Raw genomic sequence first — 19,946 nt, 5'->3', positions numbered from 1 at the left:
TGAGGCCCGCCATCATGACCCCATGAGCCCTACGCCGCCGCCCTCCCCCGCTCCCGCCACCGACTCCGTGCTGGAGCTGGCCCCCGTCCTGCCCGTGGTGGTCGTGGACGACCCGGCCGACGCGGTGCCGCTGGCGCGGGCGCTGGTGGCGGGCGGCCTGCGGGCGGTCGAGGTGACGCTGCGGACGGCCGGGGCGCTCGACGCCATCCGGGCCATCGGTGCCGAGGTTCCGGAGGCGGTGGTGGGCGCCGGGACCGTGGTGTCGCCCCGGACGGTGGACGCGGCGGTCGCGGCGGGGGCCCGCTTCCTGGTGAGCCCGGCGTGCACCGAGACGCTGCTGCTTGCGATGAGGGCGTCGGGGGTGCCGTTCCTTCCCGGGGTCTCGACCGCCTCGGAGGTGCTGACGCTGCTGGAGCGGGGGGTGCGCGAGATGAAGTTCTTCCCGGCCGAGGCGGCCGGCGGGGCGCCCTATCTGAAGTCGCTGGCGGGGCCGCTGCCGCAGGCGCGGTTCTGCCCGACCGGCGGGGTGTCGCCCGCCAATGCCCCGGCCTACCTGGCGCTGCCCAACGTCGGCTGCGTCGGCGGTTCCTGGATGCTCCCTGCCGACGCCCTCGCCGCGAAGGACTGGGACCGGGTGGAGCGGCTGGCCCGCGAGGCCTCGCGGCTGCGCTGAGCGGTGGCCGTTTCGCTCCACGGCCCACGGGTACGCGCCAGGTCCGGCGCTTTCCGGCGCCCCGGCCGCCAGTCGGAGACCGAACGGAGGAGCACACATGCTGAAGGCCGTCGGAGACGTCTTCCGTCAGATCGGCGGTGCGCTCGCCACCGTCGTCACCCTGCCGTTCCGCGCGGTCGCCCGCCTCTTCGGCGGTGCCTCGCGCACGGCCCACGGCCACCACTGAGCCGCACGGCCGCACTGAACGTCCGCTGCCCCGGGCTCCTCCAGACAGGGCCCGGGGCAGCGTCGTGCGCGCCGGTCAGAGCAGGTGGCCGGTGTCGTTGAGCAGGCGGACCGTGGCGTTGCCGTCGGCGTAGTAGGCGACCGACGAGAGGGAGGCGGCGGCCAGTTCCATCCGGAACAGGGAGTGCCAGGGCGCGTCCAGCGCCAGCCGCACCAGCGTCTTGACCGGGGTGACGTGGCTGACCAGTAGCACCGTACGTCCCGCGTGGGCGGCGCGGAGCCGGTCGCGGGCCTCGGCGACGCGGGCCGCCACCTCCTCGAAGGACTCACCGCCGGGGGGCGCCGCACCGGGTGCGGCGAGCCAGGCGGTGAGCTGGTCCGGCCACCGCTCACGGACCTCTCCGAAGGTCAGCCCCTCCCAGGCGCCGAACGCGGTCTCGCGCAGCCCCTCGTCCACGGTGACGGCGAGCCCGAGCCGGCCGGCGACGGCCTCGGCGGTCTCCCGGCAGCGCCGCAGCGGGGAGCTGACGACGGCCTGTACGGTGCCGCGCGCGGCGAGCGCCTCGGCGGTACGGGCGGCCTGCCGGCGGCCCGTACCGGAGAGCGCGGGGTCGCTGCCGCCGCTGCCGGAGAACCGCTTCTCGGGGGTGAGGGCGGTCTCGCCGTGGCGCAGCAGCACGAAGGTGGTGGGGGTGGAGAGGTCCGGCGGGGCCGCGGCCGGGGGCGGCGTGGCCGCGGGGAGGTCGGCCGTGGAGCCGGCCGGGCTCCACCGCTCGCCGCGGGCGCCCGCGTCCATCGCCTCGTTGGCGAGGCGGTCGGCGTGCTGGTTCTCGGCCCGGGGGATCCAGACGTAGGCGACCTGCCCGGGCGGGAGGATCTCGGCAGCCTCGGCGGCCAGCTCCTGGAGGCCGGGGTGCTTGATCCGCCAGCGGCCCGCCATCTGCTCGACCACGAGCTTGGAGTCCATCCGGACCTCGACCCGGGCCTCGGGGTCGAGGTCACGGGCGGCGCGGAGTCCGGCGATCAACCCGTGGTATTCGGCGGTGTTGTTGGTGGCCGTGCCGAGGAAACCGGCGGTCTCGGTGAGGGTCTGGCCGGTGGCGGCGTCGACGACCACGGCGCCGTACCCCGCGGGCCCCGGGTTGCCCCGGGACCCGCCGTCCGCCTCGACGGCGAACTGCCGCATCAGACGCCCGAGTCGGCCGTACGGACGAGGATGCGGCGGCAGTTCTCGCAGCGCAGCACGGTGTCGGGGGCGGCCGCCTTCACCTCGTTGACCTCGGTGATGTTGAGCTCCAGGCGGCAGCCCTCGCAGCGGCGCTGGTAGAGACGGGCGGCGCCGACGCCGCCCTGCTGGGCGCGGAGCTTGTCGTAGAGGGCCAGCAGGTCGGACGGGACGGACCCGGCGACGACGGCCCGCTCCTTGGTGGCGGTGGCCGCCTCGGCCTCCAGCTGGCCGGCGGCGGCGTCACGGCGGGCGGTCGCCTCGTCGATGCGGGTCTGCACGGAGGCGGCCCGCTCGGTGAGTTCGGCGACGCGCTCCTGGGCGGCCTCGCGGCGCTCCATGATCTCCAGGACGATCTCCTCCAGGTCGCCCTGGCGCTTGGCGAGCGAGGCGATCTCGCTCTGGAGGCTCTCCAGGTCCTTCGGGGAGGAGACGGCCCCGGAGTCCAGGCGCTGCTGGTTGCGGGCGGCACGCTGGCGGACCTGGTCGACGTCCTGCTCGGCCTTGGTCTGCTCACGCCCGCAGTCGCTCTCCTCGGTCTGGGAGGCGACCAGCAGGTCGCGGAGCTGGGCGAGGTCCTTGGTGAGCGACTCGATCTCGGCGTGCTCGGGCAGGCCGGAGAGCTTGTGGGCGAGCTGGGCGAGCCGGGTGTCGAGTTCCTGGACGTCCAGGAGGCGGATCTGGTCGGCGGGCGCGGCGTTCAGTTGGGGGCTCCAGAGGGATCGTGGGAAACAGAGGGGGCGGACGCCGCGTGGGCGGTCCAGGGGTCGGTGACCGTCGACGAGACGAAGGTCCGCAGCCCCCAGCCGTGCCGTTCGGAGACCGCGTCGAGCTGGGTGGCGGCCAGTTCGCACCAGGGCCGTTCGGTGGCCCAGTGTGCCGCGTCGATCAGCGCGGGGGCGCCGGGCCGCTGGGCGGCCTCGGAGGCGGGGTGGTGACGCAGGTCCGCGGTGAGGAAGGCGTCGACGCCGGCGGCGCGGACGTCGTCGAAGAGGCTGTCGCCGGAGCCGCCGCTCACCGCGATCCGGGTGAGGAGTGCCTCGGGGTCGCCGGTGGCGCGGACCCCCTGCGCGGTGGCGGGCAGGCGTTCGGCGGCCAGGGCCGTGAAGGCGGCCAGGGTCGTCGGGTGGTCCAGTTCGCAGATCCGGCCGAGGCCGCGGCGGCCTCGCGGGTCGGTGGGGTCGGGGACCAGAGGACCGACCACGCGCAGGCCGAGCGCGCCCGCGAGGGCGTCCGAGACGCCGGGGTCGGCGCGGTCGGCGTTGGTGTGGGCGACGTGCAGGGCGACGTCGTTCTTGATCAGCGTGTGGACGACCCTGCCCTTGAAGGTGTCGGCGGCCACCGTGGTGGTGCCGCGCAGGTACAAGGGGTGGTGGGTGATGAGGAGGTCGGCGCCGGTGCGGACCGCCTCGTCGGCGACCTCCCACACCGGGTCGACGGCGAAGAGGACGCGGCCGATCTCGGCATCCGGGTCTCCGCAGACGGTGCCGACCGCGTCCCACTGTTCGGCCAGGGACCGAGGCCAGAGGGCGTCCAGGGCGGTGATGATGTCAGAGAGGCGGGGCACGGGGGCAAGGCTACCTGGGGGGCCGGGTACCTCAGGTGCCGGTGGGGTCGTCGCCCGCCCCTGCGGCGGGACCCGCCTCGGCCGCGCGCGCCGGGTGGTCCGGTCCGGCCACGAGAGACGGCCCGCGCCGGCCACCGAGGGCGCGGACACCGGCCGGGCGACCGCGCGGGCCGGCCCTCGCAGCAGGACGGGCGCGTGAGCGGTGGCCACTCTTTGGGGTGAATGCGGGGGATAAACGGTGCCGTCGGGGCGCACGGGGTCACTAGCTTCGTCGCCGGAGGTGACGGCCCGATGACTACGGGTGTTTGTGCCATCGACAGCGCTCCCCCTGATGCCGGTGACACCGGTTCACCGGGAGGGGCCGGGATGGCGGTACGGATGGGGGCCGACACGGTCCCGGCCGGTTGCACGTTCGCCGCCGACGGCTCGTACGCGGCGCGGCTGACCAGGGAGGGGCCCTCCTGGTACCCGGAACGCTGGACGCTGGGACCGGAGCCGTACGCCGTCGCGCTCGCGGGGAACCAGCCGGAGGAGCCGGGGACGGAGGTGCTGCCGCTGGCCGACGGCCAGGTACTGATCCACCGGACTCCGGCGGGCCTGCACACGTTCTCCCTGCTCTACCCGACGGGGCCGGCGACCGGCCCCGCGACCGGGCGGCAGACCGGCGAACGCCCGCTCGGCTCGGTGGAGTGCGACGCCCTGTCGCTGCTCCCCCCGGCGCCGGACGGCGCGACGGTGTACGCCCTGGCGCCCGGCGGGGCCGCCACCGCGGTGTGGCGGGTCGCGGGAGGCGGCTTCGGGCCGGAACAGGTGGCGGAGGTCCCCGGGTTCTGCGCGGGCGGGGCCTGGCTCGACACCCCGGGCCGGCTGCTGGCCCTGGACCAGGAACGGGACGGGGTGACGAAGACCGTGGTGGTGGACCTGGAGCGGGGTGGAGAAACGACTCCCCTGCTCCAGATCGCCGAGCACAGCAACGACCGTCTGCTGCTGGCCGATCCGGAGAGCGGACTGCTGCTGGTCCGGTCCGACGCGGCAGGCGAGGACCGGATCGGCTGGGGGGTGCTCGGCAGCATGCTGCCGGTACGCTTCCCGCGCTGCCTGCGCGCCCCCGACCTGCTGCTGACGCCGTTCGCGGTCCAGCCGGGGCAGTTGCTCACCCCGGAGGCGTGCGCGGTGGCGCTCCGGATGGACGGGCCGGGCGGAACCGGCATCGGCCTGTGGCGCCCGACCAGCCGGCACGTGGTCGGGCTGACCCCGCCGGAGGGCTGGCTGGCGGGAGCGGGCCGCTGGACACGCGCGGGCGTACTACGACTTCCGTACGCCACCCGGAACGTGCCCTGTGGAGTGGCCGATGTGCCGTTCCCCGCCTCTGCCTCGGAACCTGTGGAGGATGTCGCCGCCGACGGACCCGAAGCGGAATCCCCTCCGGCGGCGCGCCCGGTACCGCTGCGAGAAGCTCCGCTGACGGGGCGTGCGGTGGTTGGTTAAACTCACCCGGCTGTGAAGATCGACTGTGTTACGGGGTGAGTTGTCCATGACCAGGACCAGTACGGAGAACGAGGTCACGCCGCCGCCCGTCGGTGAGCCCGCACCGGGCGCCGGGAAGCACCGGGGCCCGGCCGCCGGGAACGACGAGGGGACGGCCCCGAAGGGCCGCCACCGCAAGCCGTCCGAGAGCCAGGAGGCCGAGGCGGCCTGAGCGGACCGGCGTCGGCCTGGTGACGTGGGCCGGGGCGGGGATGACCTGGCGGGGGCCTGGTCGCGTACCGGGTTCCCGCCGCCCGCCCCCGGTCGCGTCCGCCCAGGTTCCGCGGACACCCGCACGGAGCTTCGCGGACACGCCTGCGGAAGTGCCCCCGGCCACATCGGCCGGGGGCACTTCTGTGCGCGCGGGGCGCCGACTGCGGGTGTGCCCCGGGGGCGGGAGGGGGCGAGTTTCCGGACAGGGGCTCCGTCCCGCCCGTCAGCGTGTCAGCGGGCCCGGCCCTTCCTCAGGGGTCCCGCCGACCGGGGCCGCTCCGGGGCTGTCGCCGCGGGCGCCTGTGGAGTTGGGGTCGGGTGCGGAGGGCGTGGGCGGGCCGTCCGCGTCGTCCCGGTTCGGCCGGGGGCCGGAGGCGGTGGGGCCGGCGTCGGGAGTGCGGCGGCGTTCGCGGGGGAGCCAGAAGAGGCCCAGGAGGAAGCCACCGGTGAGCATGAGGGCGGCGGTGCGGAAGGCGAGGGCGTAGCCGTCGGTGAGGCCCTCGGGGTCTGTGGCACCCGCGGTGGCGGAGGCGGCCACGGTCGAGAGGATGGCGAGGCCGAGGGCGCCGCCCATGGTGCGGGAGGTGTTGATGAGCCCGGAGACCAGCCCGGCGTCGCGCGGATCGGCGCCGGAGACGGCCAGAGAGGCCAGCGGGGTCCCGGAGAGGCCCGCGCCGGCCATCATGACGATGCCGGGCCCCAGGATGTCCCCGAAGTAGGTACCGTCCGCCCGCATCGCCGACTGCCAGGCGAACCCGGCGGCGGCCACGGCGACACCGAGCAGGACCACCGGGCGGGCCCCCAGGGAGCGCATCAGCACGGGCGCGAGTTTGGCGCCGGAGACGACCGAGAGGGAGCTGGGTATCAGGGCCAGGCCGGCGAGCAGCGGGGAGTAGCCCAGCACGTTCTGCGCGTACAGGGTCATGAAGAACCACATGCCCATCATCGCGGCGCCGCTGATGACCATGACGGCGTTGGCGGCGGAGACCGAGCGGACCCGGAAGAGCTTCAGCGGCATCAGCGGGAAGCGCGAGCGGGCCTCGACCAGGAGGAAGCCGAGGATCAGCAGGACACCGGCGGCCAGGGCCACCAGCGTGCCGGGGGCGTCCCAGCCGCGGGCCTCGGTCTCGGCGATGCCGTAGGCGAGGACGGCGAGGCCGGCGGTGACGAGGACGGCGCCCGGCAGGTCGAGCCGGCGGCCGCTGGTGGCACGGCTCTCGGTGAGCCAGCGGGCCGCGGCGGCGAGCACGGCGATGCCGATGGGCACGTTGATGAGGAGCACCCAGCGCCAGGACAGACCGTCGGTGAGTACGCCACCGACCAGGCCGCCGGCCGCGCCGCCGCCCGCGCCCACCGCCGACCAGGTACCGATGGCGCGGGCCCGGGCGGGGCCCTCCGGGACGGCGGAGGTGAGGAGGGTGAGCGTCGAGGGGGAGAGGACCGCGGCGCCCAGCCCCTGGACGGCACGGGCCGCGAGGAGTTGCCACCCCTCCTGGGCCACTCCCCCGGCCAGTGAGGCGGCGGTGAAGACGGCGAGGCCGACGAGGAACATCCGCTTGCGGCCGAAGAGGTCACCGGCCCGGCCGCCGAAGAGCATGAAGCCGGCGAAGGCGATGGAGTAGGCGTTGACCACCCACTGGAGGCCCGTGGCGCTCAGCGCCAGGTCCTCGCGCATCGAGGGCAGTGCGACGTTGACGACGGAGACGTCGAGCACGACGAGGAACTGCCCCGCGCAGACGGCGAGGAGAACCGCCCAGGTCGGAGGGGTACGGCGGCCCGCGGTACGCGCGGGATCGGTAAGGGGGTGGTCGGCCATGCCTGTCATGGTCGCAGGCCGAGCGTGACCCGTACACCGAGACGGTGGGAGACCGGGACAAGGGACCATCCCGCGAGCAGGCGACGTAGGTCCCGAGGCCGAGACGGGCGGACACGGACCGTCGCCCGCCCGTCACCGCCCACCCGTCACCCGTCACCCGTCACCCGTCACCCGTCACCCGTCACCCGTCACCCGTCACCCGTCACCCGTCACCCGTCACCCGTCACCCGTCACCCGTCACCCGTCACCCGTCACCCGGAGGATGCATCCTGCCCGGAGGATGCGTCCTGCCCGGAGGATGCGTCCTGCCCGGAGGATGCGTCCTGCCCGGAGGATGCGTCCTGCCCGGAGGATGCGTCCTGCCCGGAGGATGCGTCCTGCCCGGAGCCCGGAGCCGCTGACGCCGTGCGGGACCGTGTGTGGAGTTACGCCTGATCGGTTCCGACTCCTGGCGGGCTTCGCCGTCGGGAGGCCGCACGTGGCGTCGCCTCCCCGGTGGACTGGCCGCGCGGCACGACGCCTTGGCACGTACGCGCACCGACCACCGGGCTGTCGTCCACCAGACCGTCGTCAACCAGGTCGTCATCGACGGGGCGCTCGGCGTCAAGGCGGTGCTCGCTCTCGCGGACGCACTCTCGCCGGACTGCCGCACCGGCTCCTCCCCGTCCCGGCCGACGGGGCCGGGACGTCGCGCGCGCACGACGGCACGCGAGACCACCGGGCATCGCCCGCCTGGTCGTGGCGCGCCAGGCCCGTACCGCCGCGCCGGCGGGGCGCCCTGCCCGGGGTGGCGGACGAGGTGGCGTGTCAGCCTGTCGACCGGCGTACGGCTCGGCGTGGGGCGCCGCCGGTCCACTTCCTGGCCGCGCGCACGCCCGAGGACGACGGCGCTTCCAGGGCCGATCCGTACCGGGGCCCGGGCCGACGGTACAGCGCGGAGCGAGGGCTTGACGGCCTCCGAGGGAGCGCCCCGGCCGGGGGACCTGGACGCCGTCCTGGCCATCGCGGGTCCCGGCCGCCCGGTCGCGGCCGCGGCCGGCGGTTCCCGACGGCGGACGCGGCGGCCCGCCGTGTCACCGGTGGGTGGCGCGGCTTCCGGGTCGTCTTCCGTCGGCGCCGCTTCGGGCGGACCGACCGCGGGCCGGGCCACCGGCGAGGCGGCCCGGCCGTGCGGCGGACACCTGGCGGTCTCAGCCGCTCCGCCCCGACGCGGGCGGCGTCCGCGGGGCTTCGGCGTCCTGCCCCAGTTCGGCGATCAGCGCGTCCGCCAGACCCTCCTTGCGGATGCGGAGGTCGACGTAGACCAAAGCCCCGGTGAGGTGGGTCAGGGCCATGGCGGCGGCCTGCACCACCGAGCTCACCAGGACACCGACACCCGAGGCGGCGAGGGTGTCGAGGAAGACGGCGCGCACATCGGCGCTGTCGTACCTGCCGGTCTCCGGGTCGGGGACGACCGGGCCGGGGACTCCCTGGAGCGCGCCGGTGATCAGCTGCACGGCCAGGCTCAGTCCCATCGCCATGGCCCCGGCGAGCAGGAGCAGCCCGAACGTACGCCACCAGTCGCCGCGTACGAGCCGCACGGAGCGGCCTATCGCGGCGAAGGCGCCCTGGCCCTCGAAGACGGCCGCGGGGATGGCCACGGCCAGCCTGATCCACAACCAGACGGCGAGCACGCCCGCGCCGAGGAACAAAAAGGGCAGGAACGCCAGCCAGGGGCCCACGTCGCCCCGGGCCAGCAGGGCGACCATGGTCAGGACCATGAAGAGGGCGAAGAGCACCGCCGGGACCGCCACCACCAGGCCGGTCAGCAACTGGATGCCCAGCACTGTCGGGAAACGCCTCACCGCCCGCAGAACCTGGCCGAACGGCGCGGGCCGGCCGAGTACCGCTTCACGGGTGACGGTGGTGCAGGCGACGGCGACGGCGGCGTTGGCGACCAGGGCCAGCACCATGACGACCAGCCAGACCAGGCCGAAGGTCGCCATCACGGAGGTGAGGTCGGAGACGGCCGGCAGTTCGTCGGCCGAGGTGTCGAAGAGCCGGTCGAGAGTGCCCCGCTGCACGTGCCAGCCGGCGAACAGCACCGCGCCGGCGAGCACCAGGTGGACGCCGTGGACCAGGGCGATCGTCCCGAACAGTGCCCCGGGGTGGCGGCGTATCGTCGCGAAGACGCCGCCGAAGAGATCACCGGTCTGGAGGGGGCGGAGCGGGATGACGCCCGGCTTCGGCGCGGGCGGCGGCCAGCCCCAGCCCCAGCCCCACGGCGGCGGACCGTGCCGGCCCGGCGGCGGGGGCGGCGGACCCCAGGCGGGGCCACCGCCACCTGGCTGTCCCGCCCCCCACCACGGAGGCGGCCCGCCCTGCGTCCCGGGCCCCTCGGCCGGTCCCTGCTCCGGCCCCTGCTCCGGCCCCGGCTCCCGGCCACCCTCCCCCTCGGCCGGTCCCTGTACCGGCTCCTGGCCGCCGTGCCCCTCGACCGGTCTCCGCCCGGGCTCCTGGCCGCCGTTCCCCTCGCCCGGTCCCGGCTGTTCGTGCGTCATGTGCGTCCCCCCTGTCGACGGCGCGCGTCCGCTGACCGCGCCGTGCTCGTCCGGCCGGTGGGCGCCCTGCGTCGCACTCCCCCGCCCCCGGCTCTGACAACGTATCCGCAGGTCAGCGGCGGGGGGAGAGGGGAGCCAGGACCGTTATCAGCCCGATGCGGGGGCGCGGTCAGCGGAAAGCGGCGTGGCCAGTGAGGGCCTGGCCCAGAGAGAGGGTGTGCATCTCGGTGGTGCCCTCGTAGGTGAGGACGGACTCCAGGTTGTTCATGTGGCGGATCACCGGGTACTCCAGGGAGATGCCGTTGGCGCCGAGGACGGTGCGGGCGGTGCGGCAGATCTCGATGGCCTCGCGGACGTTGTTGAGCTTCCCGAAGCTGATCTGGGCGGGGCGCACCCCGGCCTCGCTGTCCTTGAGACGGGCGAGGTGAAGGGCGGTGAGGGTGCCCTTGTGGAGTTCGAGGGCCATGTCGACCAGCTTCTGCTGGGTGAGCTGGAAAGCGGCGATGGGCTTGCCGAACTGCTCGCGCTGCCCGGCGTAGTCGGCGGCGGCCTGCCAGGCGGAGCGGGCGGCGCCCAGCGCCCCCCAGACGATGCCGTAGCGGGCCTCGTTGAGACAGGTCAGGGGCGCGGACACACCGCGGGCGCCGGGAAGTTCGGCGGCGGCGGGAAGGCGGACGCCGTCCAGGACGAGTTCGCTGGTGACACTGGCGCGCAGGGACATCTTCCGCCGGATCACGGGGGTGGAGAAGCCGGGGGTGTCGGTGGGGACGGCGAAGCCCCGGATGCCGTCGTCGGTCTGGGCCCAGACGACGGCGACGGCCGCCACCGAGCCGTTGGTGATCCACATCTTGCGGCCGTCCAGGACCCAGTCGCGGCCGTCGCGCCGGGCCCGGGTGCGCATCGAGGCCGGGTCGGAGCCGTGGTCGGGCTCGGTCAGGCCGAAGCAGCCGATGGCCTCGCCCGCGGCCATCCTCGGCAGCCACTCCTGCTTCTGCTCCTCGGAGCCGAAGCGGTGCAGGGCGTACATGGCGAGGGAACCCTGCACGGAGACGAAGGAGCGCAGGCCCGAGTCGCAGGCCTCCAGTTCGCGGCAGGCGACACCGTAGGCCAGCGCGCTGGTCCCGGCGCAGCCGTAGCCGTCGAGGTGCATGCCGAGCAGGCCCATCGCCCCGAAGTCGCGGGCGAGCCCGGGCAGATCAGGGATCTCGCCGCGCTCGAACCAGTCGCCGATGTGCGGGGCGATCCTGTCGTCGCAGTACTGGCGGACGGTGTCACGGACGGCCCGGTCCTCCTCGCCGAGGAGCGCTTCGAGGCCGAGCGGGTCGACGGGGTCGAGCGGAGCACGGCGGGTGCTGGCGGACATGCGGTCTCCCTGAGGGTCGGGGGCGGATACGGGGATGCAGGTGCGGCCCGGCGGCCGGTGCCCGAGGCTGTCACGGCTCCGGGCCACCACCGGGGCGCCGCACGGCCGGCGCGGGGGCGGGGTGCTGCATGGGTTCTCCCTGGTGGGCGGGGAGCTGGCCCCGGCCGCGGCGGGTGCCGTGGTGGGTCGCGCGACGGGGACACTCTGCCCGAGCGGATCGGGTCAGGTCCATGACGGGGTGGCGGGTCCGCGCGGTGAGGACGGGTCGCGGAAGCGGCGTCGCCGGCCGGCCGGAGCCCGCCACGCTCCCCCCGGTGCGCCCCCTGACGCGTCCGTTGCGGGGGCGCGTGCCTCCGGGGCGCCCGCCCGGCGCCGGCGACGGCAGGGAATAGTGGAGCACCCAACCAGCTTCTCCGTACATCTAGTTGACGGTGCCGGTCCGGCCCGGCTCCCGCTTCCCGCTTCCCGCTTCCCGCTTCCCGCTTCCCGCTTCCCGCTTCAGCCTTGCCGCTTCCCGCGCTCTCCAGGAGGTCCCCTTGCCGCAGGTCCCCGACCGGACTCCCGTCCCTGAGGCCCCGCCCTCCCCTTCCGGCGGCGGCCGGGGGATCGTCGCCGTCCTCGCCTTCGCCGGGATCACGGTGGCGGTGATGCAGACCCTGCTGGTCCCGGTCATCAAGGACCTGCCGGTGCTGCTGGGGACCAGCGTCGCCGACGCGACCTGGGTGATGACCGCGACCCTGCTGGCGGGGGCGGTGGCCACGCCGGTCATGGGGCGGCTCGGTGACCTGTACGGCAAGAAGCTCCTGCTGCTGCTCTGCCTCGCCGTCATGGTGGGCGGGTCGGTGCTCTGCGCGCTCACCTCCGACCTGGTGCCGATGATCGTGGGCCGGGCGCTCCAGGGGTTCGCGATGGGCGCCATCCCGCTGGGCATCGGCATCATGCGGGACGTGCTCCCGGCGGAACGGCTGCCCTCGGCGATGGCGCTGATGAGTTCCTCCATAGGCGTCGGCGGCGGCCTCGCCCTGCCCGCCGCCGCGCTGATCGCCCAGCACGCCGACTGGCACGCCCTGTTCGTCGCCGCCGCCGTCCTCGGCACCGCCGCCTTCCTCCTGGCCTGGCGGGTCTGCCCGGAGAGCCCGGTGCGCGCCGAGGGCCGCTTCGACCTGCCCGGGGCGCTGGGGCTCGCGGTGGGGCTGGTCTGCCTGCTGCTCCCGGTGACCAAGGGCGCCGAGTGGGGCTGGTCGGCCCCGTCGACGCTCGGTCTGTTCGGCGCGGGCGCGCTGGTGCTCGCCGGCTGGGGCCTGCACCAGTTGCGCTCCCCTTCTCCCCTGGTCGACCTGCGCACCAGCGTCCGGCGCACGGTGCTGCTGACCAACCTGGCCTCGGTGATGCTCGGCGTCGCCTTCTACGCCGTCTCGCTGGTCCTGCCCCAACTGGTGCAGCTCCCCGCCGCCACCGGCTACGGCCTGGGCGAGTCGATGGTCGTGGCGGGCCTGTGCATGGCCCCGCTGGGCCTGACGATGATGCTGGTCTCCCCCCTCTACGCCCGCCTCTCCACCCGCTACGGCCCGCGGGCGACGCTGCTGCTGGGCATGGCGGTGATCATGCTCGGCTACGGCGGCGGGCAGGCTCTGCTCTCCGCGGCCTGGCAGACCGCGGTGATCGCGGCGGTCCTCGGCGCGGGGATCGGCCTGGCGTACTCCTCGTTGCCCGCACTGATCATCGGTGCCGTCGACCCCCGCGAGACGGGTGCGGCCAACGGCCTGAACACCCTGATGCGGTCGGTCGGCACTTCCCTGTCCAGCGCCGTCATCGGCATGGTGCTGGCGCGCACGGCCGTCCCGTTCGGCGGGGTGGAACTGCCGTCGATGACCGGGTTCCGGCTGGCGTTCCTGATCGCCACGGGGGCGGTCGCCGTCGGGGTGGTGGTGGCCTTCTTCCTCCCGGCCCGGACCCCGGGCCGGCCCGAGCACGTGCCCGCCCCGCTCCCCGGTGAGCCCGCCGCCGCGACGCCGGGCGGACCCTACGCGCTGACCGGCAGGGTGCGCGATGCCGACGGGACGCCCGTGGCCCGCGCCAACGTCACCCTGCTCACCCCGGGCGGCGTGCAGACCGCCCGGACCACCGCCGACGAGGCGGGCGCCTTCCGGCTGACCGCGCCGGGGCCCGGCCGCCACCTCCTGGTCGCCTCGGCGAGCGGGCACGCCCCGCACGCCCTGACGGTGCACACCGACGGCGCCGGGACACCGGAGCCCGTGGAACTGGTGACGGGCCGGACCAGGGCCGGGGCGGCGCTCGCGCCCTGACCTCGGGCCCCGCCGCCCCGCCGGTCCGCGCACCGGGGACGTGCGGCACGATGGGTCGGCCGTCGCCCCCCCATTCGCGCACTTGGAGCCTCCCGCATGGAACAGCAGGCCGCCGCCGTCCCCGCCGCCCCGGTCCTCGCGGCGTTCGAGAACGCCAAGGGCTTCATGCCCGTCGACGAGGGGCTGGCGCTGTACGACGCGGCCGTACGGGCGGCCGGGCTGGGGCTTCCGCTGCTGGAGGTCGGCACGTACTGCGGGCGTTCCACGGTGCTGCTGGCCGACGCGGCCCGGCGGGCGGGCGTCCTCGCGCTCACCGTCGACCACCACCGGGGCAGCGAGGAGCAGCAGCCCGGCTGGGAGTACCACGACCCCAAGGTGGTCGACCCGGTGGTCGGCCGGATGGACACCCTGCCGACCTTCCGCAGGACGCTGCACGCGGCGGGTCTGGAGGAGCACGTGGTGGCGCTGGTCGGCCGGTCCCCGCAGGTGGCGGCGGTGTGGCAGGGCCCGCTCGGCCTGGTCTTCGTCGACGGCGGCCACACCGACGAGCACGCGAGCGGCGACTACGAGGGCTGGGCGCCGAAGGTGGCGGACGGGGGCCTGCTGGTGATCCACGACGTCTTCCCCGACCCGGCCGACGGCGGCCAGGCCCCGTACCGGATCTTTCTGCGGGCGCTGGAGTCGGGCCTGTTCACGGAGGTCTCGGTGACAGGTTCGCTGCGAGTGCTCCGCAAGTCCGCGCCGGACGCCGGGCGCCGATAGCATCGCGGGCGTGTCGTACGACGGGGAAGCAGACGAGGGGCACCGCCCGGCGGGCCGCCGGTGGGGGCTGGTGGCCGCGGCGGCCGTGGTGCCCGCCGCGCTGGCCGGCTGGCTGCTGTGGCAGGCGCTGGGCGCCGGCGGGGACGACGGTGAGGACGGGCGGGGCACGGCCGCGCCCTCGGTGAGCGCGCCCGCCTCGCCCTCCGGGGAGCCGTCGCCGGAACCGGACGAGGAGGCGTCGGCGGAACCGTCCGGGAAGCCCTCCTCCGGCACCGAGTCCTCCCGGAAGCCGGCCTCGGGCCCGCTGGCGGGCAGGACCGTGGTGGTCGACCCGGGCCACAACCCGGGGAACCGGAACCACCCGGCCGAGATCAACCGGCAGGTCGACGTGGGGACGCACCGCAAGGAGTGCGACACCACCGGGACCTCCACCAACGACGGGTACGCGGAGGCGGAGTTCACCCTCGACGTGGCGCACCGGCTGCGCGATGTGCTCGAAGAGCGGGGCGCCACCGTCAAGTTGACCCAGGACGGCGACCGGCCGTTCGGCCCGTGCGTCGACGAGCGGGCCCGGATCGGCAACGAGGCGAAGGCCGACGCCGTCGTCTCCGTGCACGCCGACGGCTCCACCGCCGCGGGCCACCGGGGCTTCCACGTGATCCTTCCGGCCGCCGTGCACGGTGGTGGCGCCGACACCCGGCCGATCGTCACCGCCTCCCGGCGCCTCGGTGAGCGCATCGCGGGCAAGCTGGTGGAGCACACCGGTTCCGCGCCCTCCAACTACATCGGCGGCGGCACCGGACTCGACGTCCGCGACGACCTCGGCGGACTCAACCTCTCCAGGGTCCCCAAGGTCTTCGTGGAGTGCGGCAACATGCGCGACCCCCAGGACGCCGCTCTGCTGAAGGACGAGGACTGGCGTCAGAAGGCGGCCCGCGGGATGGCCGACGGCATCACCCTCCACCTGCGCGGGTAGGTGTCGACCGGCGCCCGGGGAGCGGCTCGGGGGGAGGCTGTGCAGGTCTTGACAGACCTCCTTTCCCGGCAGACACCCCACGGGGACGGGCGGTAGTGTCCTCCGTACGATGGGGGGTCACCCCCCACGCTTCGCACCGGCCCTGAGCCAGGGCGACAGCGGACGCCCACTTGACCACGAGACGACTGACGAAGGACCTGAAGTGAATATCCGCTCTCTCACACGAGGTGACGGCGTGGTGATCGTGGCAGCGGTGCTGCTGTTCGTCGCCTCGTTCCTCTCCACCTGGAGCTGTGACGGCTCAGCCTGCGCGGGCGTGGAGCTCCCGATGGCGTGGGACAACGGAGCCCTCGTGATGGGTGTCTACCTCGCCGGCGTCATCGGGGCCGCGCTGATCGTGGTCGCCCGGATGCTCCCGAACCCCCTCAAGGTCGCCGGCCTCGACCTCGCCCAGGCCGGCATCGTCATCTCCGTCTTCGCCGCGTGGAGCGCGCTCGGCGCCATCTTCGACCCGGGTGGCTCGCTGGACACCGGCAGCGCCGGCCCGGACGCGGGTGCCGGTCTCATCCTCGGCCTGATCGCCGCGCTGATCCTGGCGGGCGCCGCCGTCGCCACTCCGCTGGTCCCCGCGCTCAAGGGCGCCCTCATCGGCGCTCCCAAGCCGCAGACCCCGCAGCCGTACGGCGGTCAGCCGCAGGGCGGTTACGGCTACCCGGGCGCCCCGCAGCAGCCCTACGGCGCCCAGCCCGGCCAGCCCCAGTCGTACGGCGGCCAGCCCTTCGACGCCCAGCAGGCCCAGGGCCAGCAGGCGCCCCAGCCGCAGCAGCAGGCACAGCCTCAGGCGCCGTCGCAGGGCGGGGAGTTCGCGCCGTTCTGGTTCGCGGTGCCGGTGGCCCGCCCGCTCTACGGCGAGGACGGCGCGCCGACGCCGATCGCCGAACTGGCCCCGGGCAACTGGTACCTGGCGGTCGAGCAGCGCGGTGCGGCGCTGATCGCGCAGACCCAGGAGGGCCGCCGCGGCGTCCTCCAGGACACCACGGGCATCCAGCGCGGCTGACCGCGCGGCCCCACGAGGCGGCCCCGCCCTCCGGAGAGATCCGGAGGGCGGGGCCGCTTCGCGTGCAGGGGGTGCGGTGCGGGTCAGCAGCACTCGGGGGCGGGGCCGGCCGGGAGCCGGGCGCCGGAGAACACGGCGCAGGTCGGCTCGTCACCGCCGAGCGCGGCGACCGCGAGGAGCAGCGACCCGGCGGTCCAGGTGGTGAGTTCGCGCGGCCAGACGGTGTCGTCCTCGAAGACGTACCCGGTCCAGTACAGGCCGCTCGCGGCGTCGCGCAGGTGCTGGACGGACTGGAGGATCTCCAGGGCCCGGTCGGACTCGCCGATCACCCAGAGGGTGAGGGCCAGTTCGCAGCTCTCGCCGCCGGTGACCCACGGGTTGGGCACGACGCAGCGCACGCCGAGCTTCGGGACGACGAAGCGGTCCCAGCCCTCGTCGATGCGGGCCTTGGCCTCCTCGCCGGTGACGGCGCCGCCGAGGACGGGGTAGTACCAGTCCATCGAGTAGCGGTCCTTGTCGAGGAACCGCTCGGGGTGGCGGCGGATCGCGTGGGCGAGCAGGCCGGTGGCGCGTTCCCAGTCGGGCCGGGGCTCCTCGCGCTGCTCGGCGATGGCCAGGGCGCAGCGCAGCGCCTGGTGGATGGAGGAGGAGCCGGTGAGCAGCGCGTCGGTGACGGCGGTGCCGTCGGCCTCGCGCTTCCAGCCGATCTGCCCGCCGGGCTGCTGGAGGGCGAGGACGTGCTCGACGGCGGCGGCGACCACCGGCCACATCCGGTCGAGGAAGGCGTCGTCGCCGGTGGCCAGGTAGTGGTGCCAGACGCCGACCGCGACATAGGCGGTGAAGTTGGACTCACGGCCCCGGTCGGTGGGTTCCTCGGCCACGCCGTCGGCGTACGCGGCGTACCAGGACCCGTCGGGAAGCTGATGGCGGGCCAGCCAGTCGTAGGCGCGCGCGGCGGCCTCGTGCTCGCCGGCGGCGTCGAGCGCCATGGCGGTCTCGGTGTGGTCCCACGGGTCGAGGTGGTGCCCGCGGAACCACGGTATGGCTCCGTCGGCGCGCTGCACGGAGAGCAGGCCGGCGACGGTGGCGCGGGCCTGCTGCTCGGTGAGGACCCCGGGCAGGACCAGGTGCTCCGTCCGGGGCGACGTCACTTGGCGGCCGCCGTCGGGGTGTGCGGCTTGGTGGCGTAGGCGACGAAGCTCTTGCCGACGACCGGGTTGAGCAGTTGCTCGGCGACCCGCGTCAGGGCGGGCTTCTTCATGATGTCCCAGACCAGCAGCTTGTGGTACGCCCGCACCGGCAGCGCCTTGTCGTTGTCGACGCCGAAGGCGCACTTGAGCCACCAGTAGGGGCTGTGCAGGGCGTGCGCGTGGTGGGTGCCGTAGGGCTTGAGGCCCGCGCCGCGCATCTTGGCGATCAGTTCGTCGGCCTTGTAGATGCGGATGTGGCCGCCCTCGACCTCGTGGTACTCGTCCGAGAGAGCCCAGCAGATCTTCTCGGGTCCGTAGCGGGGCACGGTGACGGCGATGCGGCCGCCGGGCTTGAGCACGCGGACCATCTCGGCGAGGACGCCCTTGTCGTCGGGGATGTGCTCCATCACCTCGGAGATGATGACGACGTCGAAGGACTCGTCGGGGAAGGGCAGGTTGAGGGCGTCGCCCTCCATCGCGGTGGCGGTGGCTCCGGCGGGGGCCTCACCGGCCTCCTTCATCGCCGCGAACCAGGTGGCGACCTCGCGGATCTCCTCGGCGTTCTGGTCCAGCGCGACCACCTGCGCGCCGCGCCGGTAGCACTCGAAGGCGTGGCGGCCCGCGCCGCAGCCCAGATCGAGCACGCGGTCGCCTGCGGCGAGCGGGAAGCGGGTGAAGTCGACGGTCAGCACGTGGACCTGCTTTCGCGGTCGGGTCGGGCGGTGGTGGCCGGGGCGGCGGGGCGGCCCGGGCTCCCGGCGATGGCCTGGCGGTAGTGGGCGACCGTGCCGAGGGCGGCCTGGCGCCAGGTGAACTTGGCGAGGACGCGGGCGCGGCCCGCGGTGCCGAGGCGGCGGCGCAGCCCGGGGTCGGCGAGGAGCCTGCCGAGGGCGGTGGCGAGGGCTCCGGCGTCGCCGGGCGGCACGGCGAGGCAGGTGTCGCCGTCGGCCCCGGCGACCTCGGGGATGGCGCCGCCGGTGGTGGCGACCAGCGGGGTGCCGGTGGCCATGGCCTCGGCGGCGGGCAGCGAGAACCCCTCGTAGAGGGAGGGGACGCAGGCGATCTCGGCGGAGCGGATCAGGTCGACCAGTTCGGTGTCGCTGATGCCCTTGACGAACTCGATGGCGCCGGTCAGGCCGAACCGCTCGATGGCCTGGGCGACGGGCCCGTCCTCGGCGGGGCGTCCGACGACGACCAGGTGGGCGTCGGGGTTCTCGGTGCGGAGTTTGGCGAGCGCCTCCACCAGGTGGACGAGGCCCTTGAGCGGCACGTCGGCGCTGGAGGTGGTGACGATCCTGCCGGGCACCTCGGCGACGGACGGGTCGGGCGAGAAGAGGTCGGTGTCGGCACCGATGTGGACGACGTGGACCCGCTCGGGGCGGACGCCGAAATGGCCGACGATCTCCTGACGGGAGGTACCGGAGACGGTGAGCACCGAGGGCAGCTTCCGGGCGACACGTTTCTGCATCCGCGTGAAGCCGTACCAGCGGCGGACCGAGAGGCGGCGCGTGAAGGAGCCGGCGGCGGCCAGCTCCAGCTGCCGGTCGACGGTGATGGGGTGGTGCACGGTGGTGACGAGCGGGGCGCCGAGCGCGCGGGCACCGCCGAGCAGGCCGTAGCCGAGCGTCTGGTTGTCGTGGATCACGTCGAACCGCCCGGCGAGGGCCGCGAGGTGACGGCGGGCGCGCAGGCTGAAGGTGAGCGGCTCGGGGAAGCCGCCGGTCCACATGGTGGCGACCTCCAGCGCGTCCACCCAGTCGCGGTACTCGCCACGGCCCGGGGTGCGGAACGGGTCGGGCTGGCGGTAGAGGTCGAGGCTGGCCAGCTCGGTCAGCTCGACACCCTCGTCGAGGACGGGGTAGGGCTGGGCACCGATGACCTCGACGTGGTGGCCGAGGCGGGCCAGTTCGCGGGAGAGGTGGCGGACGTAGACACCCTGACCGCCGCAGAAGGGGTCGCCCTTGTAGGTGAGGAGGGCGATGCGCAGGGGCCGGCCCTCGTCCGCGGATCGATCGCCCGAGGCCGGTTCCGGGGCGGGTTCCTGTCGCGCGGGGTCCGCCTCCATGGCCTCAGCGGTCACTACCCGGCCCCCTTCTGCCAGCCCGACGTCCCGGGAGGTTACGCCGGGACTCCGATCCGCAACAAGTTCGGCGCGGTCGGTCTTGATCGTTCACGAAGCATCGAATCTACCGGCAGGTAGCCCGTTCAGGACCCCCGGAACAGGTGATTCGCACCACGGCCGGGACCGGGGCGCCGTACGGGCTCCCGGCCCCCGCGACCGCCCGGACGGCGGCCCCGGCCCACGGTCCGCCCGCACCGGTACAGTGACCGGGTCGTCGTCAGGACCGTGTGAGGGGAAGCCGGTGGGAATCCGGCGCTGACCCGCAGCCGTGAGCCGCCCGCCAGTCGGGCCGGCACAGCCGGAATGCCTCCTCGGACTCATGACCGGCTCACGCCGCCGGAGACCTCCGGCGGCCGGCACCGTCGAGGCATACGGAGCCGGAGC

At 74.8% G+C, this 19,946-nt stretch carries 17 protein-coding genes and 1 riboswitch; of the genes, 8 read left to right on the top strand and 9 right to left on the bottom strand.

Annotation, left to right across the window (positions count from 1 at the left end):
• Positions 1 to 22: 22 nt before the first annotated feature.
• Positions 23 to 673 (top strand): bifunctional 4-hydroxy-2-oxoglutarate aldolase/2-dehydro-3-deoxy-phosphogluconate aldolase, encoded by a 651-nt coding sequence (gene eda / locus Sdia_RS10095; RefSeq protein WP_115068663.1) that lies wholly within the window; start codon positions 23 to 25, stop codon positions 671 to 673.
• A gap of 97 nt (positions 674 to 770) precedes the next feature.
• The gene (locus tag Sdia_RS30025) at positions 771 to 899 is read left to right on the top strand and encodes an LPFR motif small protein (protein WP_258057165.1); all 129 of its coding nucleotides are present in this window, start codon (positions 771 to 773) and stop codon (positions 897 to 899) included.
• Between the two features lie 75 nt (positions 900 to 974).
• On the opposite strand, the gene Sdia_RS10090 is transcribed toward Sdia_RS30025, so the two are convergent.
• From Sdia_RS10090 to Sdia_RS10080, 3 genes are read right to left on the bottom strand one after another with little or no spacing between them, the layout of a single operon-like run.
• Positions 975 to 2,084 carry a bifunctional RNase H/acid phosphatase gene (locus tag Sdia_RS10090; RefSeq protein WP_100452916.1) on the bottom strand — a complete coding sequence of 370 codons (1,110 nt, stop codon included), beginning with the start codon at positions 2,082 to 2,084 and terminating at the stop codon, positions 975 to 977.
• A complete protein-coding gene (locus tag Sdia_RS10085; RefSeq protein WP_181844042.1) occupies positions 2,084 to 2,827 on the bottom strand; it encodes a zinc ribbon domain-containing protein in 744 nt (247 codons plus the stop codon). Before Sdia_RS10085 ends, Sdia_RS10090 begins: the two co-directional genes overlap by 1 nt.
• Positions 2,824 to 3,690, bottom strand: coding sequence for a Nif3-like dinuclear metal center hexameric protein (locus tag Sdia_RS10080; protein WP_100452915.1), 867 nt, complete (start codon positions 3,688 to 3,690; stop codon positions 2,824 to 2,826). Before Sdia_RS10080 ends, Sdia_RS10085 begins: the two co-directional genes overlap by 4 nt.
• A 378-nt stretch (positions 3,691 to 4,068) precedes the next feature.
• On the opposite strand from Sdia_RS10080, the gene Sdia_RS10075 reads away from it, so the two are divergent.
• Positions 4,069 to 5,178: a hypothetical protein gene (locus Sdia_RS10075; RefSeq protein ID WP_115068738.1), complete on the top strand. Its 1,110-nt coding sequence runs from the start codon at positions 4,069 to 4,071 to the stop codon at positions 5,176 to 5,178.
• A gap of 46 nt (positions 5,179 to 5,224) precedes the next feature.
• Positions 5,225 to 5,389 (top strand): hypothetical protein, encoded by a 165-nt coding sequence (locus Sdia_RS10070; protein ID WP_164494916.1) that lies wholly within the window; start codon positions 5,225 to 5,227, stop codon positions 5,387 to 5,389.
• A 264-nt stretch (positions 5,390 to 5,653) separates the two neighbouring features.
• Here Sdia_RS10070 and Sdia_RS10065 read toward each other — a convergent pair whose 3' ends face one another.
• From Sdia_RS10065 to Sdia_RS10055, 3 genes are all read right to left on the bottom strand, one after another.
• Positions 5,654 to 7,246, bottom strand: a complete 1,593-nt coding sequence (locus tag Sdia_RS10065) for an MFS transporter (protein WP_115068665.1) — start codon at positions 7,244 to 7,246, stop codon at positions 5,654 to 5,656.
• Between the two features lie 1,190 nt (positions 7,247 to 8,436).
• On the bottom strand, positions 8,437 to 9,786 hold the full coding sequence (locus tag Sdia_RS10060; protein WP_189499945.1) for a glycerophosphoryl diester phosphodiesterase membrane domain-containing protein: 1,350 nt from the start codon (positions 9,784 to 9,786) through the stop codon (positions 8,437 to 8,439).
• Positions 9,787 to 9,955: 169 nt separating this feature from the next.
• Positions 9,956 to 11,149 (bottom strand): acyl-CoA dehydrogenase family protein, encoded by a 1,194-nt coding sequence (locus Sdia_RS10055; RefSeq protein ID WP_115068667.1) that lies wholly within the window; start codon positions 11,147 to 11,149, stop codon positions 9,956 to 9,958.
• A 536-nt stretch (positions 11,150 to 11,685) separates the two neighbouring features.
• Between Sdia_RS10055 and Sdia_RS10050 the strand changes: the two genes are divergently transcribed.
• From Sdia_RS10050 to Sdia_RS10035, 4 genes are all read left to right on the top strand, one after another.
• On the top strand, positions 11,686 to 13,455 hold the full coding sequence (locus Sdia_RS10050) for an MFS transporter (protein WP_189499944.1): 1,770 nt from the start codon (positions 11,686 to 11,688) through the stop codon (positions 13,453 to 13,455).
• A gap of 96 nt (positions 13,456 to 13,551) precedes the next feature.
• Complete coding sequence (locus Sdia_RS10045; protein WP_189499943.1) at positions 13,552 to 14,217, top strand: class I SAM-dependent methyltransferase; 666 nt, start codon at positions 13,552 to 13,554, stop codon at positions 14,215 to 14,217.
• Between the two features lie 70 nt (positions 14,218 to 14,287).
• Complete coding sequence (locus Sdia_RS10040; protein WP_189399794.1) at positions 14,288 to 15,193, top strand: N-acetylmuramoyl-L-alanine amidase; 906 nt, start codon at positions 14,288 to 14,290, stop codon at positions 15,191 to 15,193.
• A 202-nt stretch (positions 15,194 to 15,395) separates the two neighbouring features.
• Positions 15,396 to 16,250: a hypothetical protein gene (locus Sdia_RS10035; protein WP_100452905.1), complete on the top strand. Its 855-nt coding sequence runs from the start codon at positions 15,396 to 15,398 to the stop codon at positions 16,248 to 16,250.
• 83 nt (positions 16,251 to 16,333) lie between these two features.
• Here the strand turns inward: Sdia_RS10035 and Sdia_RS10030 are convergent, their stop codons facing one another.
• Genes Sdia_RS10030 through Sdia_RS10020 form a run of 3 tightly spaced genes read right to left on the bottom strand, consistent with a single transcriptional unit; the run spans position 16,334 to position 19,520 of the window.
• Positions 16,334 to 17,401, bottom strand: coding sequence for a prenyltransferase/squalene oxidase repeat-containing protein (locus Sdia_RS10030; RefSeq protein ID WP_115068669.1), 1,068 nt, complete (start codon positions 17,399 to 17,401; stop codon positions 16,334 to 16,336).
• Positions 17,398 to 18,132 carry a class I SAM-dependent methyltransferase gene (locus Sdia_RS10025; protein ID WP_115068670.1) on the bottom strand — a complete coding sequence of 245 codons (735 nt, stop codon included), beginning with the start codon at positions 18,130 to 18,132 and terminating at the stop codon, positions 17,398 to 17,400. Before Sdia_RS10025 ends, Sdia_RS10030 begins: the two co-directional genes overlap by 4 nt.
• Positions 18,126 to 19,520: a glycosyltransferase family 4 protein gene (locus Sdia_RS10020; protein WP_100452902.1), complete on the bottom strand. Its 1,395-nt coding sequence runs from the start codon at positions 19,518 to 19,520 to the stop codon at positions 18,126 to 18,128. The genes Sdia_RS10025 and Sdia_RS10020 overlap by 7 nt, the downstream gene beginning before the upstream one ends.
• A 233-nt stretch (positions 19,521 to 19,753) precedes the next feature.
• Positions 19,754 to 19,891: riboswitch (cobalamin riboswitch) on the top strand.
• The last annotated feature ends 55 nt before the right edge of the window (positions 19,892 to 19,946 follow it).

It is taken from the genome of Streptomyces diastaticus subsp. diastaticus (assembly GCF_011170125.1).
Classification (GTDB): Bacteria; Actinomycetota; Actinomycetes; order Streptomycetales; family Streptomycetaceae; genus Streptomyces; species Streptomyces diastaticus.
This window is presented reverse-complemented; position numbering and strand designations above follow the sequence as displayed.